14 protein-coding genes are annotated in these 13,940 nt (G+C 71.6%); 6 read left to right on the forward strand and 8 right to left on the reverse strand.

Annotated elements, in window-relative coordinates; genetic code table 11:
• Positions 1 to 54: 54 nt before the first annotated feature.
• A complete protein-coding gene (locus tag OG385_RS05065; protein ID WP_266852212.1) occupies positions 55 to 507 on the forward strand; it encodes a DUF3093 domain-containing protein in 453 nt (150 codons plus the stop codon).
• Positions 508 to 523: 16 nt separating this feature from the next.
• On the opposite strand, the gene OG385_RS05070 is transcribed toward OG385_RS05065, so the two are convergent.
• From OG385_RS05070 to OG385_RS05085, 4 genes are all read right to left on the reverse strand, one after another.
• A complete protein-coding gene (locus OG385_RS05070) occupies positions 524 to 1,507 on the reverse strand; it encodes a hypothetical protein (protein WP_266852214.1) in 984 nt (327 codons plus the stop codon).
• An 11-nt stretch (positions 1,508 to 1,518) separates the two neighbouring features.
• The gene (locus OG385_RS05075; RefSeq protein WP_164260119.1) at positions 1,519 to 1,815 is read right to left on the reverse strand and encodes a DUF4193 domain-containing protein; all 297 of its coding nucleotides are present in this window, start codon (positions 1,813 to 1,815) and stop codon (positions 1,519 to 1,521) included.
• 395 nt (positions 1,816 to 2,210) lie between these two features.
• Positions 2,211 to 3,458, reverse strand: coding sequence for a cell wall metabolism sensor histidine kinase WalK (locus OG385_RS05080; RefSeq protein WP_266852216.1), 1,248 nt, complete (start codon positions 3,456 to 3,458; stop codon positions 2,211 to 2,213).
• Positions 3,459 to 3,465: 7 nt separating this feature from the next.
• On the reverse strand, positions 3,466 to 4,119 hold the full coding sequence (locus OG385_RS05085; RefSeq protein WP_266852218.1) for a response regulator transcription factor: 654 nt from the start codon (positions 4,117 to 4,119) through the stop codon (positions 3,466 to 3,468).
• Between the two features lie 309 nt (positions 4,120 to 4,428).
• Between OG385_RS05085 and OG385_RS05090 the strand changes: the two genes are divergently transcribed.
• Positions 4,429 to 4,638, forward strand: coding sequence for a hypothetical protein (locus tag OG385_RS05090; RefSeq protein ID WP_266852220.1), 210 nt, complete (start codon positions 4,429 to 4,431; stop codon positions 4,636 to 4,638).
• A 98-nt stretch (positions 4,639 to 4,736) separates the two neighbouring features.
• Here the strand turns inward: OG385_RS05090 and OG385_RS05095 are convergent, their stop codons facing one another.
• Both OG385_RS05095 and OG385_RS05100 read right to left on the reverse strand, forming a co-directional pair.
• Complete coding sequence (locus OG385_RS05095; RefSeq protein ID WP_266852222.1) at positions 4,737 to 5,537, reverse strand: inositol monophosphatase family protein; 801 nt, start codon at positions 5,535 to 5,537, stop codon at positions 4,737 to 4,739.
• 55 nt (positions 5,538 to 5,592) lie between these two features.
• Positions 5,593 to 6,705, reverse strand: coding sequence for a ferrochelatase (locus OG385_RS05100; protein ID WP_266852224.1), 1,113 nt, complete (start codon positions 6,703 to 6,705; stop codon positions 5,593 to 5,595).
• 139 nt (positions 6,706 to 6,844) lie between these two features.
• Here OG385_RS05100 and OG385_RS05105 point away from each other — a divergent pair, with 139 nt between their 5' ends.
• The gene (locus tag OG385_RS05105; RefSeq protein WP_266852226.1) at positions 6,845 to 8,122 is read left to right on the forward strand and encodes an MFS transporter; all 1,278 of its coding nucleotides are present in this window, start codon (positions 6,845 to 6,847) and stop codon (positions 8,120 to 8,122) included.
• Entirely contained in the window at positions 8,049 to 9,401 is a 1,353-nt protein-coding gene (locus OG385_RS05110; protein WP_266852228.1) for a D-arabinono-1,4-lactone oxidase, read from the forward strand. The genes OG385_RS05105 and OG385_RS05110 overlap by 74 nt, the downstream gene beginning before the upstream one ends.
• 47 nt (positions 9,402 to 9,448) lie before the next feature.
• Here the strand turns inward: OG385_RS05110 and OG385_RS05115 are convergent, their stop codons facing one another.
• Positions 9,449 to 10,444 (reverse strand): hypothetical protein, encoded by a 996-nt coding sequence (locus OG385_RS05115; protein ID WP_266852230.1) that lies wholly within the window; start codon positions 10,442 to 10,444, stop codon positions 9,449 to 9,451.
• Positions 10,445 to 10,920: 476 nt separating this feature from the next.
• Between OG385_RS05115 and sepH the strand changes: the two genes are divergently transcribed.
• Entirely contained in the window at positions 10,921 to 11,988 is a 1,068-nt protein-coding gene (gene sepH, locus OG385_RS05120; RefSeq protein ID WP_266852232.1) for a septation protein SepH, read from the forward strand.
• Between the two features lie 67 nt (positions 11,989 to 12,055).
• On the opposite strand, the gene OG385_RS05125 is transcribed toward sepH, so the two are convergent.
• Positions 12,056 to 12,883: a sulfurtransferase gene (locus OG385_RS05125; RefSeq protein ID WP_266852234.1), complete on the reverse strand. Its 828-nt coding sequence runs from the start codon at positions 12,881 to 12,883 to the stop codon at positions 12,056 to 12,058.
• A 205-nt stretch (positions 12,884 to 13,088) separates the two neighbouring features.
• On the opposite strand from OG385_RS05125, the gene OG385_RS05130 reads away from it, so the two are divergent.
• Positions 13,089 to 13,862 (forward strand): VOC family protein, encoded by a 774-nt coding sequence (locus tag OG385_RS05130; RefSeq protein ID WP_266852236.1) that lies wholly within the window; start codon positions 13,089 to 13,091, stop codon positions 13,860 to 13,862.
• Positions 13,863 to 13,940 lie beyond the last annotated feature (78 nt).

Raw genomic sequence — 13,940 nt, forward strand, 5'->3', positions numbered from 1 at the left:
GCAGACATTACCCGCGCGGCAACGCGGGGACGGCACCATGCCAAGCTTGGCTTTATGCAGCCTTACGAAGAACGTCTCACCGCGCCCCGTTCCTGGTGGCTGATCGCCCTGCTCGTCGGGATCGCGGGCGCGCTGATCACCCTGCCGCTCGGCACGCTGCCGATGCTCGGCGGCCTGGTCGGCGGGGCGGCGGTGGCGGGCATCATCGTGAGTTCGTACGGCTCGGTCCGCATCCGGGTCGTCGCGGGTTCGCTCGTCGCGGGCGACGCGAAGATCCCGCTGTCGGCGCTGGGTGAGGCCACGGTGCTGGACGCCGAGGAGACGGTCGCCTGGCGCTCGTACAAGGCCGATCCGCGCGCCTTCATGCTGATGCGCAGCTATGTGCGGACGGCAGTGCGGGTGGAGATCACGGACCCGTCCGACCCGACGCCGTACGCCTATCTCTCGACCCGCGACCCCGAGGCGCTCAAGACGGCGCTGACTGCGGTGGCCGCCGACCGGGGCTGACGGCCGCGGGGGACGCTCAGAGCCCCTCGGCCTGTCCGCCGGGGAGCTCCTTCGGCCGGCTCAGCGGTGGCAGCTCGGGAAGGGCGTCCCAGGGGACCTGGCGCTTGCGCATGTCCTTGCGCACCTTGTCGGCGAGTTTCCTGGTGTCCCGGCGGTTCATCACGGCGCCGACGGTGGCGCCCACCATGAACGGCATCAGGTTCGGCAGGTCGCGGACCGTGCGTTTCATGATCTGCTGGCGCATTTCGCGCTTCATCTGACCGCCGAGCGCCGTGAACGTGGCCGGCTTGGTGATGTCGAAGCCGCGCTCGCCCGACCACGCGTGCAGATAGGCGGTGGAGCGGTCCTTGAGGCCGCCCGGCGGGCGCATCCCGTAGACCTCGTGCAGTTCGGCGATGAGCTTCAGCTCGATCGCCGCGACCCCGGTGATCTCCGCGGCGATCTCGGCCGGCATGGCGAGCGGTACGGGGAGCATCGCGGCCGCTCCGATGCCCGCGCCGACGGTGGACGTCGCGTTGGCCGCGCCCGCGACGAGCCGGTCGGCGATCTCCTCCGGTCCGAGACCGGGAAAGTGCTTGCGCAGCGTCGTGAGATCGCGGACCGGGATCCGTGGTGCGATGTCGATGATGCGGTCGGTGATGTACGCGAACCCCGCCTTCGCGCCTTCGCCGCCCTTCTGGATGCCCTGCTGTATCCCGTGCTGTATGCCGTGTCTGAGAGCACCCAGCCGACGGGCCCCGGTCATGGGTCCGTCCTGCACGCCCCGCGCCACCGCAGCGAAGGGCGCCGCTTCGTCGAGCGAGGCCGGGAGGCCCCGCTCGTCGTCACGTGCGCTGCTGACGAGCGCGCTCGCCCCGTGGTCGTCCTCCTCCGGGGGCCGGAGGGCGAGGGGCTCGGCGGGTGCTTCCGCACCTTCTGCCGGGCCCGTGCCGCCCTGCTGGTCCTCGGGGGAACCCTTCCGCCGGAAGCACCGCTTCCGGGACGGTGTCGCGCCTGCCACGGCCGACTGCCTCAGTCGCAGTCGCGGCAGATGGGCTGGCCGTTCTTCTCGCGCGCCAGCTGACTGCGGTGGTGCACGAGGAAGCAGCTCATGCAGGTGAACTCGTCGGCCTGCCGGGGCAGCACCCGGACCGACAGCTCTTCGTTGGACAGGTCGGCGCCGGGCAGCTCAAGACCCTCGGCCTGCTCGAACTCGTCTACGTCGACAGCAGCTGTCGACTTGTCGTTCCGACGTGCCTTGAGCTCTTCCAGACTGTCCTGGTCGCTGTCGTCGTCGGTCTTGCGTGGAGTGTCGTAATCCGTAGCCATGTCGCGCTCTCCCCCTCTGGGTATTTGCGGTGTCTCCAGCGCACGTAACGCGTGAGAGGCCGGACTTGTGCCCGACCCGAGGCGGAGATTTTGCCTCACATCAAGGTCTGTTACTCAATCGACACCCAACCGGATCCCCGGGGAGAGATCGATTTGGATGGCGATCGGGACCGTACACGGTCCCGGGGTAGTGCTTTGCGGGCACCACCCCGTGTACTTCCCGTGATCGCACCCCCTGGAAACCCAGGGTTTTCCCGGGTTTTCGGGGATTTGGGGATCACGGAGAGTAGGTAGACGGAAAATCGGCCCTGTGACCGATCGCACATCTGTCTCACGGGAACGCGTCCCGAAAATTCCGCGCAAAGCGAACATCCGGCCTACCCCCGCCGACCGGCTCAGACAGGCAACGTGACACGCATCACGAGGCCACCGCCCTCGCGGGGCTCCGCGATGATACGGCCTCCGTGGGCGCGGGCGACCGAGCGCGCGATGGACAGACCCAGCCCGACGCCCTTGTCGCTGCCGGTCCGCTCGGTGCGCAGGCGCCTGAACGGCTCGAAGAGGTTGTCGATCTCGTAAGCGGGAACCACGGGACCCGTGTTCGAAACCACCAGCAGCGCCTGGCCCGGCTGCAGTTCGGTGGTGACCTCCACCCAGCCGTCCTCCGCGACGTTGTAGCGCACGGCGTTCTGGACGAGGTTGAGGGCGATGCGCTCCAGCAGGATGCCGTTGCCCTGGACGACCGCGGCCGACTGCTCCCCGCGGATCTCCACCCCCTTCGTCGCGGCCTCCGCGAGGGTCTGGTCGATGGCGCGGGTGGCCACCTCGGCCAGGTCGACCGGCTTCCGCTCGACGATCTGGTTGTCGCTGCGGGCCAGCAGCAGCAGCCCCTCGACCAACTGCTCGCTGCGCTCATTGGTGGCCAGCAGCGTCTTGCCGAGCTGGGTGAGCTCGACGGGCGCACCCGGGTCGGAGAGGTGCACCTCCAGGAGCGTGCGGTTGATGGCCAGCGGTGTGCGGAGTTCGTGCGACGCGTTGGCGACGAACCGCTGCTGCGCGGTGAAGGCCCGCTCCAGCCGGTCGAGCATCTCGTCGAAGGTGTCGGCGAGCTCCTTGAGCTCGTCGTCCGGGCCGTCCAGCTCGATCCGCCGGGTCAGGTCCGTACCGGCCACGCGGCGGGCCGTACGGGTCATCCTGCCGAGCGGGGACAGCACCCGGCCCGCCACCGCGTAGCCGAAGGCGAAGGCGATGATGCTGAGGCCCACCAGGGCGTACAGCGAACGGGTCAGCAGGTCGTCGAGCGCGTGCTGGCGCTGTGCGGAGACACAGGCCTGGAGGGCCGCGTTCGCCTGGTCGGCCGAGATGCCGCTCGCCGAAAGGGCAGGGCACGAGTTACTGGTCAGCTGCACCTTGCTGTCGGGAATGAGACGGAACGGCGGCTGGCTGCCGTTGTGCAGCGCCTGCGCCGCCAGCATGTAGATGATCGTCAGCAGCAGGATCCCGGCGATCAGGAACATCCCGCCGTACAGCAGCGTCAGGCGTATGCGGATGGTCGGCCGCAGCAGCGGGGAGAGGGACTCCGAGCTCTTCGGGTCCCAGGTCGGTTTGGGCGGCGCCGCGGGCGGCGCCGGGGTGTTGGCCACGGGGCGCTCAGATCCGGTAGCCCGAGCCCGGGACGGTCACGATGACCGGGGGCTCACCGAGCTTGCGGCGCAGCGTCATGACGGTCACCCGTACGACGTTGGTGAAGGGATCGGTGTTCTCGTCCCAGGCCTTCTCCAGGAGTTGCTCGGCCGAGACGACCGCGCCCTCGCTGCGCATCAGCACTTCGAGTACGGCGAACTCCTTGGGGGCCAGCTGGATCTCGCGGCCCTCCCGGAAGACCTCGCGGCGGTTGGGGTCCAGCTTGATGCCGGCCCGCTCCAGGACGGGCGGCAGGGCGACCGTCGTACGGCGCCCGAGGGCCCGGACCCGCGCGGTCAGCTCGGTGAACGCGAAGGGCTTGGGCAGATAGTCGTCCGCGCCGATCTCCAGGCCCTCCACGCGGTCGCTGACGTCGCCCGAAGCCGTGAGCATCAGCACCCGGGTGGGCATGCCGAGTTCGACGATCTTGCGGCAGACGTCGTCGCCGTGGACCACCGGCAGGTCCCGGTCGAGGACCACGACGTCGTAGTCGTTGACCCCGATCCGCTCCAGGGCCGCGGCGCCGTCGTACACGACGTCGACGGCCATGGCCTCCCGGCGAAGTCCGGTGGCCACCGCATCGGCGAGCAGCTGCTCGTCCTCGACGACGAGTACGCGCACGGCGCTTGTCCTTCCGTTACAGCCCGTGTCCGGGCAGGTCTTGCATGGGGTGTGTACTTCCATCCTGCCCCGTACGGCCATAAACCGGCTGTAAGGCAGTGCCCGGCAGCGGACGCCGGGGAATTCAGGGATTCCCGGTGCGGTTGAGGTTTCTCTGAGGCAGAGCAAGGGGAGGACGACTGCACACCCGCCGATCACGCCCTGTACGGGGCACGCCACACCCCGCTCCGCCACCACCGGGGACGCGTGATCAGTTGACAACCCTCGGCACACCCCCGTGCCACCGACCCACGACGAGGGGGCGCACCCATGGACGCATTCACCGCAGGTCTGCTGCAGCGTATAAAGGCCACCCAGACCGACCTGACGCGTGCCCGCGAGTCCGGCGACGACTTTCTGGCGGAGGTCGAGCAGGGCGAGCTGGACGATCTTCACCGCCTCGCGGCCGAACACGGTGTGGCGGTCGAGCCCGCCCTGACCGCCGAGTCCGGCGTGGACATCCACACCGCGGCCGCCTGACCAGCACAGCGCATCCGGACCAGCCCGACATCCGGACCAGCACAGCGCAAACACGAGGCCCCCGGCACCTGGGACGGTGCCGGGGGCCTCGTCCGCGCTCAGTCGTGCCAGGCGCCATACTGCTCCAGCAGCGCCTGGAGCGGTTCGAAGACACCGGGCGGCGCGGCGACCGTCAGATCGTCCGTCGGGCGCTCCCCGGGCCGTCCCCCGGTCAGTGCGCCCGCCTCACGGGCGATCAGGTCACCGGCCGCCCGGTCCCAGGGATGCAGCCCGCGCTCGTAGTAGCCGTCGAGCCGGCCGGCGGCCACGTCACAGAGGTCGATCGCGGCCGAGCCGCCGCGCCGGATGTCCCGCAGCTGCGGGATCAGCCGCTGGGCCACGGCCGCCTGGTGGGTGCGCACGGTCGTGACGTAGTTGAAGCCGGTCGACACCAGCGCCTGGTCGAGCGGGGGCGCGGGCCTGCACCGCAGCCGCGCGCCGCCGAGGTGGGCGCCGCCGCCGAGCACCGCGTGGAACGTCTCACCGCGCATCGGGACCGCCACCACCCCCGCGACCGTCTCGCCGTCCTGCTCGGCCGCGATCGAGACGGACCAAGTGGGCAACCCGTAGAGGTAGTTGACGGTGCCGTCCAGCGGGTCGATGACCCAGCGGACACCGCTGCTGCCCTCGGCGCTCGCGCCCTCCTCGCCCAGGAAGCCGTCGTCGGGACGCAGACCGGTGAGATAGCCGGTGATCAGCTTCTCGGCCGCGATGTCCATCTCGGTGACGACATCGATGGGGCTGGACTTGGTCGCCGCCACCTCCAGGTCGGCGGGGCGCCCGTCCCGCAGCAGCGCCCCTGCGCGCCGGGCGGCCTCCAGTGCCAGTTCGAGCAGTTCGGTGTGGAGCTGGTCGGTCACGGTTCTCCCTCGGATCGCGCGTACGGACACTGATGCACGTGTACGGCTGTCGGCTCTACGCGTACGGGCTGTCGGCGCCCGCGGCCGCCGGCCTGGCCGTGCGGGCCGGGCAGCAGCCGACCGGGCAGACGTCGTGCGAGGCGCCCAGCACGCCGAGAGCGCAGCGCTCCACCGGGCGGCCCTGCTCGGCGGCCGCCCGCTCCAGCAGGAGGTCGCGTACCGCAGCGGCGAAGCGCGGGTCGGCGCCGACGGTCGCCGACCGCACGGCGGGCAGGCCCAGTTCGGCCGCCTTCGCGACCGCCTCGGTGTCCAGGTCGTACAGGACCTCCATGTGGTCCGACACGAAGCCGATGGGCACCATGACGACGGCGGGCACCCCCGCCCCGTGCAGCTCCGTGAGGTGGTCACAGATGTCCGGTTCCAGCCACGGGGTCTGCGGGGAGCCGCTGCGCGACTGGTAGACGAGCTGCCAGGAGTGGTCGGCGCCGGTCTCGGCGCGGACCCTCTCGACGATCACCCGTGCCACGTCCAGGTGCTCGGCGACGTACGCCCCGCCTTCGGGCCCCGAGCTGTCGGCCGCGGCGGTGGGGATGGAGTGCGTGGTGAACGCCAGGTGCGCGCCGGCCCGGACCGCGTCGTCCAGCTCCGCCAGGGACTTCAGGACGCCGTCGGCCATGGGCCCGACGAACCCCGGGTGGTTGAAGTAGTGCCGCAGCTTGTCGACGCGCGGCAGATCGAGCCCTTCCGCCTCCAGCGTGGCCAGCGCCCCCGCGAGGTCCTCGCGGTACTGGCGGCAGCCGGAGTACGAGGCGTACGCGCTGGTGGCCAGGACGGCGATACGGCGGTGCCCGTCGGCGGTCATCTCGCGCAGGGTGTCGGTCAGATACGGCGCCCAGTTGCGGTTGCCCCAGTACACCGGCAGGTCGAGACCGTGTCCGGCGAAGTCCTTGCGGAGCGCGTCGAGGAGGGCCCGGTTCTGGCCGTTGATGGGGCTGATCCCGTCGAACAGGAAGTAGTGCTGCCCCACCTCCTTGAGCCGTTCCTTCGGGATGCCGCGGCCGCGGGTCACGTTCTCCAGGAACGGGACCACGTCGTCCGGGCCCTCGGGACCGCCGAAGGAGAGCAGCAGGAGGGCGTCGTAGGGAGCTGGATCGCGCTGATCGGACATGCCCCAGATCCTGCCACCCGGGTCCGACAGGCTCCGGGACCCCCCACGGAACGCCTGGTCGTAGCTGCCCCCCGGTGCTCGGCGCCGATCACCGCCCGTAAGCTGCGCAAACCATCAGTACGCCTTACCGGAGCCCTTCTTGACCAGTCCTTACCGTGCGATCTTCGCCGCCCCCGGCACCAAGGGGTTCTCGGCGGCCGGACTCCTCGGCCGGATGCCGCTGTCCATGCTGGGCATCGGCGTGGTGACCATGATCTCGCAGCTCACCGGGCGGTACGGACTGGCCGGCGCGCTCTCGGCGACGCTCGCGCTGTCCGCCGCCGCCATCGGCCCGCAGATCTCCCGGCTCGTCGACCGGCACGGACAGCGGCGGGTGCTGCGCCGGGCGACCGTCGTCTCCGCCGTCGCCGTGGCCGGGCTGCTGGTCTGTGCGCAGCAGCGGCTGCCGGACTGGACGCTCTTCGTCTGCGCGGCCGGCGGGGGCTGTGTCCCGAGCGTCGGCTCGATGGTCAGGGCCCGCTGGGCGGCGATGCACCGGGGCGATCCGCGCATGCTGCACGCGGCGTACTCCTGGGAGTCGATCGTCGACGAGGTGTGCTTCATCTTCGGTCCGATCCTCTCCATCGGGCTCTCCACCGCCTGGTTCCCCGAGGCCGGCCCGCTGATGGCGGGCGGCTTCCTCGTCGTGGGGGTGTGCTGGCTGACCGCGCAGCGCGCCACCGAACCGGCTCCGCATCCACACGGCCACGGCCCCGGTGGCTCCGCGCTGGGCTCCCCCGGGCTGCGGCTGCTGGTGCTGACGTTCGTGGCGACGGGCGCGATCTTCGGATCGATCGACGTGGTGACGGTCGCGTTCGCCGACGAGCGCGGCCACAAGGCGCTGGCCAGTCTGGTCCTCGCGGTGTACGCGCTCGGATCGTGTCTGGCCGGGGCGGTCTTCGGGCTGCTGCATCTCCGGGGGGCCGCTTCCAGCAGGTGGCTGGTGGGGGTGTGCGCGATGGCGCTGAGTATGATCCCCCTCCAACTGGCCGGGAACCTGCCGTTTCTGGCCGGGGCGCTCTTTGTCGCGGGGCTCTTCGTCGCACCGACGATGGTGACCACGATGGCCCTCGTCGAGCAGCACGTACCGCGCAGCAGGCTGACCGAGGGCATGACCTGGACCAGTACCGGGCTCGCCGTCGGGGTGGCACTCGGCTCTTCGGCCGCCGGCTGGGCGGTCGACGCGGGCGGGGCACGCCAGGGTTATCTGGTGCCGCTCGTGGCGGGAGCGCTCGCGGCCGTGGTGGCGTTGCCCGGGTACCGCCGGCTCAATCTGCCGGTGCCACTAGACGGGAGCGGGGCGGATGACCGGTACAGCGAGAACACCGGCTGCGGCACGGACGGCGACGGCGGTACGGCCGGCGGGGACCTGGCGTAACTGGGCGGGGAATGTCACCGCCCGCCCGGCGCGGGAGGTGACCCCGGCGTCCGCCGCCGAGCTGGCCGATGCCGTGAGGCGGGCGGCGGACGAGGGCCTGAAGGTGAAGGCCGTCGGCACCGGCCACTCCTTCACGGCTGCGGCGGCGACCGACGGGCTGCTGATACGCCCCGGTCTCCTCACCGGCATCCGGGAGATCGACCGCGCGGCGGGCACCGTGACCGTCGAGGCCGGAACACCGCTGAAGCGGCTCAACCAGGCGCTGGCGCGTGAGGGGCTCACCCTCACGAACATGGGCGACATCATGGATCAGACGGTGGCCGGCGCCACCAGCACCGGCACCCATGGCACCGGCCGCGAGTCCGCCTCGATCTCCGCGCAGATCCGGGCGCTCGAACTGGTGACGGCCGACGGCTCGGTGCTGACGTGCTCGGCGACGGAGCACCCCGACGTCTTCGCGGCCGCCCGGATCGGGCTCGGTGCGCTGGGCGTCGTCACGGCGATCACCTTCGCGGTGGAGCCGGTCTTCCTGCTGACGGCCCGCGAGGAGCCGATGGGCTTCGACCGGGTGACCGCCGACTTCGACCAGCTGGTCGCCGAGAACGAGCACTTCGAGTTCTACTGGTTCCCGCACACCGGCAACTGCAATACGAAGCGCAACAACCGCAGTGCGGGTCCGGCCGCCCCGCCCGGCCGGGTGTCCGGCTGGATCGAGGACGAGCTGCTCTCCAACGGTGTCTTCCAGGCGGCGTGTTCGCTGGGGAAGGCCGTCCCCGCGACGATTCCCGCGATCGCGAAGATCTCCAGCCGGGCGCTGTCGGCCCGCACCTACACGGACATCCCGTACAAGGTCTTCACAAGTCCGCGCCGGGTGCGCTTCGTGGAGATGGAGTACGCCCTGCCCCGGGAGGCCGCGGTCGACGCGCTGCGGGAGGTCAAGGCGATGGTGGAGCGCTCGCCGCTGCGGGTGAGCTTCCCCGTGGAGGTCCGCACGGCGCCCGCGGACGACATCGCGCTCTCCACGGCCTCGGGCCGGGACAGCGCGTACATCGCGGCGCATGTGTACCGGGGCACCTCGCACCGGGCGTACTTCACCGCGGTGGAGCGGATCATGACCGCGCACGGCGGCCGGCCGCACTGGGGCAAGCTGCACACCCGCGACGCGGCGTATCTGGCGGAGGTCTACCCGCGCTTCGGCGAGTTCACGGCCGTACGCGACCGGCTCGACCCGCAGCGGCTGTTCGGCAACGACTACCTGCGCCGGGTCCTGGGCGAGTGACCTCCGCCGGGTGACGGGCCCCGCAGGCCCGTCACCCGGTGGAGGTGCTATCCCGCGGGGTTCTCGGCGGCGGCGTCCGGCGCGTTGTCCTGCCCGCCGGTGCTGTCGTGGCCCGAGCCGGAGCCGGAGCCGTCACCGGACGAGCCGGAGGGCGTCGGATCCGGAGTCTGGCCGCCGCCCGTCGCGGACTGCGAGGGGCTGGGCGTCGGATCGGTCGACGCGCCGCTCTTTCCGGGGTCGGGCTTCGACTGGCCGGTGTCGCCCGAGCCCGTGCCGGAGCCGGTGCTCGGCGACGGGTCCGGGCCGGTGCTCGGCTGCCGGTCGTGCTGCTGGGGGTCCTGGCTCTGCTGCGGGTCGGTCGAGACCGCCGGCGCCGGCGAGTGGTGCCGGGTGCCGTTGCCGCCCTGGACCACTGAGCCCACGGTCGTCCCCGAGCCGCCGCTGAGACCGTGACCCGAGAGCAGCTCGTAGCCGGTGATCCCGCTCATCGCCACCAGGAACACGACCAGGGCCGCGATGGAGGAGCGCTTCCAGCCCCGCACCCGTGTCCCGTGGGTCGTGGCCTCGGTGAACTCCTCGTCGGTGACGGGCGTCAGCAGCCGCGTCGCGTCCGGCTCGCCGTCGCCGTGGGCGTGCCCCGTCCATCCCGTCCACTCCGTCCGGTCCGCATCGGACGGCCCGGGCCACGGCACCACGATCGTCGGCGGCGCCTCCCCCGGCTCCGAGGCCCCCGGCACCTGCCGCACCGGGACCTTCAGGACCTTGGGTTTGACCTGCACCGTCACTTCGCGGATCTGCTCCCCGGTGCGCCGGAAGAGATGCTGGAAGATCGTGCCGCCACAGGTGGCGACCACGCTCACCAGACCCGCGCCGATGATCGTCCCGTACACGCCGAGCTGCGAGGCCAGCACCGCTGCCACCACAGCGGCGAACGCGCTGCCCGCGACCTGAGGGACGCTCAGATCGAGCTGTCTCCTCTTCCCGCTTCCGGCCTCTGCGCCGCCGTCCGGCTTCTGCTCCATCACCAGCCCCTGTTTGTCCATCTGGGTACACCCTGCACCAGAAAGGGACATTTGAGCGAAGTGGATAGTTCCACTTCGGGAGATTCTGTGAAGCACAACACCCACAGGCATACGCTGGCGGCACTTACGAGGCTCCCCCTCCGCCGGACCCCGGGAAGTTCAGCGGCGAGCCGTCCACCCGCTTGGCCCGAATGGAGTACTGTGGCGAGCCCTGGGCCCGGCCTCCCTCAGGGGTGTCCGGACCAACGGGAGGGGGCCTAAGGCGGCACTCGAACCGGCGGCACCATGGCACTGCACGGGGGCCTTGCTGCACAGAGTGACCGACGGTCGCTCTGCGTCGCAAACAGGTAACCGTGCCATAACGGCGTTCCAGGGCTGAGGCCCGACACGCCGGATAACTCGGCAAGGTTGTGGCGTGCTGTACCCGGGCAGGCCACACTCGACTAGCGGAAGCAGCGACGCACGTGACGTCGGCAGGCACCACCCGGGAGGTTCCCATGCCCGAACTGCGTGTCGTGGCCGTCTCGAATGACGGCACACGACTGGTGCTCAAAGCTGCGGACAGTACGGAGTACACGCTTCCGATCGATGAGCGGCTGCGTGCTGCGGTCCGTAATGACCGCGCCCGCCTCGGCCAGATCGAGATCGAGGTGGAGAGCCACCTCCGGCCCCGTGACATCCAGGCGCGTATAAGGGCCGGTGCCTCCGCCGAGGAGGTCGCCCAGATGGCCGGGATCCCGGTCGACCGGGTCCGCCGCTTCGAGGGGCCCGTGCTCGCGGAGCGCGCGTTCATGGCCGAGCGCGCCCGCAAGACACCCGTACGGCGTGCCGGTGAGAACACCGGCACCGGTCCGCAGCTCGGCGAGGCGGTGAACGAGCGGCTGTTGCTGCGCGGCGCCGAGCGGGACACCGTGCTCTGGGACTCCTGGCGCCGCGACGACGGGACCTGGGAAGTCCTGCTGGTCTACCGGGTCGCCACCGAGACGCACTCGGCGAGCTGGAGCTACGACCCGCCCCGCCGTCTGGTGCAGGCCATGGACGACGAGGCGCGGTCGCTGATCGGCGAGTCGGACGACTCGCTGGCGGCGCCGGAGCCGAGCTTCCCGTTCGTACCGAGGATCGCCCGGCTGCCCCGCGACCGGCCGCTCGACCGTGCTCTGGACCGGCAGATGGACCGGATGGAGCGGCCCACCGCACCGGTGCCTGCACCGCCCGAGCCCGAGGAGAGCGGCAGCGGTGAGCGGGACTCGCTGACCAGCCTGCTGGAGGCCGTACCGAGCTTCCGGGGCGACATGATCGTGCCCGAACGCCCCGCGCCGCCCGAACTCCCGCCGTCCGAGCCCGCGCAGGAGCCGGAGTCCGAGGAGCCGCCCGCGGCGTCCGCGGGGGCCGGTTCGGCGTACGCGGATGTGCTGATGCCGCGCGCGGTGGCCGGTCACCGCGACCGGCTGACCGGGACGACGGACCGGCAGGCCGAGGCGGACGGTGTCCGCCCGGGCCGGCGCGCCGCCGTGCCGAGCTGGGACGAGATCGTCTTCGGCACCCGCCGCAAGAAGCAGGAGTAGCGGTAAAGCAGGAGCAGTTGACCGAGCTGGGGCCCGTACGCAGTGCGTACGGGCCCCAGTCAGGTGATCAGGGCGTCGGCCCCGTGGCGACCGGGCGGGACTCGTCCGACGACCACTGCGACCAGGAACCGGCGTAAAGCGCGGCCCGGATCCCGGCGATCTCCAGCGCCAGCACCTCATGCGCGCCCGACACGCCCGATCCGCAGTAGACCCCGACCTCCGTGCCCTGGTCCGCCGCCCCCAACGCGGCGAACCGCGCGGCCAGTTCGCCGGCGGCCAGGAAGTGCCCGCCGGCCGCGGTGTTCTCCGACGTCGGGGCCGACACCGCGCCGGGGATGTGTCCGCCGACCCGGTCGATGGGCTCCACATCACCCCGGTAGCGCTCGGCGGCGCGGGCGTCGAGCAGTACGCCCTTGCGGGCCAGCTCGGCCGCGCCGTCCGCGTCGAGGAGCGGCAACCCCCCGGGCACGGGTACGAAATCGCCCGGCGCGGGCACCGGTGTCCGCGTGGAGAGCGGCCCGGACCAGGATGCGAGACCCCCGTCCAGCACCCGGACGGCCTGGTGGCCGGTCCAGCGCAGCAGCCACCAGGCGCGGGCCGCGGCCCACCCCTGGCCGCCGTCGTACACGACGACCGGGGTGCCCCCCGAGACACCCGCCCGGCGCAGCACGGCGCCCAGTTCGGCGGGGTCGGGCAGCGGGTGACGGCCGCCCGCGCCGGGCGGACCTGCCAGCTCCGTGTCCAGGTCGACGAAGACCGCGCCGGGGAGGTGGCCGGCCTCGTACTCGGGGCGCAGGTTCGGGCCGCCGAGCTGCCAGCGGACGTCGAGGAGCACCGGCGGACGGGGTCCGGCCAACTCGCTCGCGAGATCGGTTGCGGTGATGATGGGTGTCATGACTGCCATCCTCGCCCAGAGTCCGGCGCGAACGTAACGCCGTAGAAAAGGACGAGGAGTACCAAAACAGGCATCCTCCTGCTGGAACGTGCAAAATGCGGCGCGGCCGGGGCGCGGCGCGCGGCAGGTGGTGGAAGCATCTGGGCGGGGGGCGGCCCACCGGCCCCCGCACGGCCACCACCGATGGTCCGAGGAGAGAGCGAAAATGACCGAGGCAGCCTCGCGGCGCAGGCCCGGAACCCCCTGCTGGGTGAGTCTGATGGTGCACGGCCTGGCAGAGACCCGGGAGTTCTACGGCGACCTGTTCGGCTGGGAGTTCCAGCCGGGCCCCGAGCAACTGGGCCCCTACGTACGTGCGCTGCTGGACGGCCGTGAGGTCGCGGGGATCGGACAGATGCCGCCGGACCGCCATCTGCCGATCGCCTGGACGACGTATCTGGCATCCGACGACGTCGACGCCACCGCGGAGACCGTCAGGCACTGCGGCGGGACGGTAGGAGTGGGCCCGCTCGATGCGGGAGAGGCGGGGCGGCTGGCCATAGGGTCGGACCCCGACGGCGCGGTCTTCGGCGTCTGGCAGGCGGCGGCCCATCTGGGCACCGCGGAGTGGGGCGTGCCCGGAACGCCGGTGTGGAACGAGCTGGTGACCCGGGAGACCGGCTCGGTCGCCAAGTTCTACCAGGCGGTGTTCGGTTACGAGACGGAGGCCGTCGTCTCGGCCGACTTCGACTATCTGACGCTGTATCTGGAGGGCCGGGCGGTCGCCTCGCTGCACGGCGTCGGCCAGGCGCTCCCCCGTGACAGGGGGGCGCACTGGATGACGTACTTCGAGGTGGCGGACGTCGACGCGGCCGCGCGCCGGGTGACCGAGCTGGGCGGGCAGGTGCTCCAGCCGCCGCGCCAGGGCGAGACGGGGCGGCTGGCCACGGTCGCCGATCCGGAGGGCGCGGTCTTCACCGTCGTACGGACGGAGCGCTGACGTCCTGCCGGAAGCCAAGCGCCAGGAGGGCGCGCGCCGTTGGCGGTGTCACGGTGATCCGGGCGACTGCCGGATCGC

The sequence above is a fragment of the Streptomyces sp. NBC_01306 genome, assembly GCF_026340465.1.
Classification (GTDB): domain Bacteria; phylum Actinomycetota; class Actinomycetes; order Streptomycetales; family Streptomycetaceae; genus Streptomyces.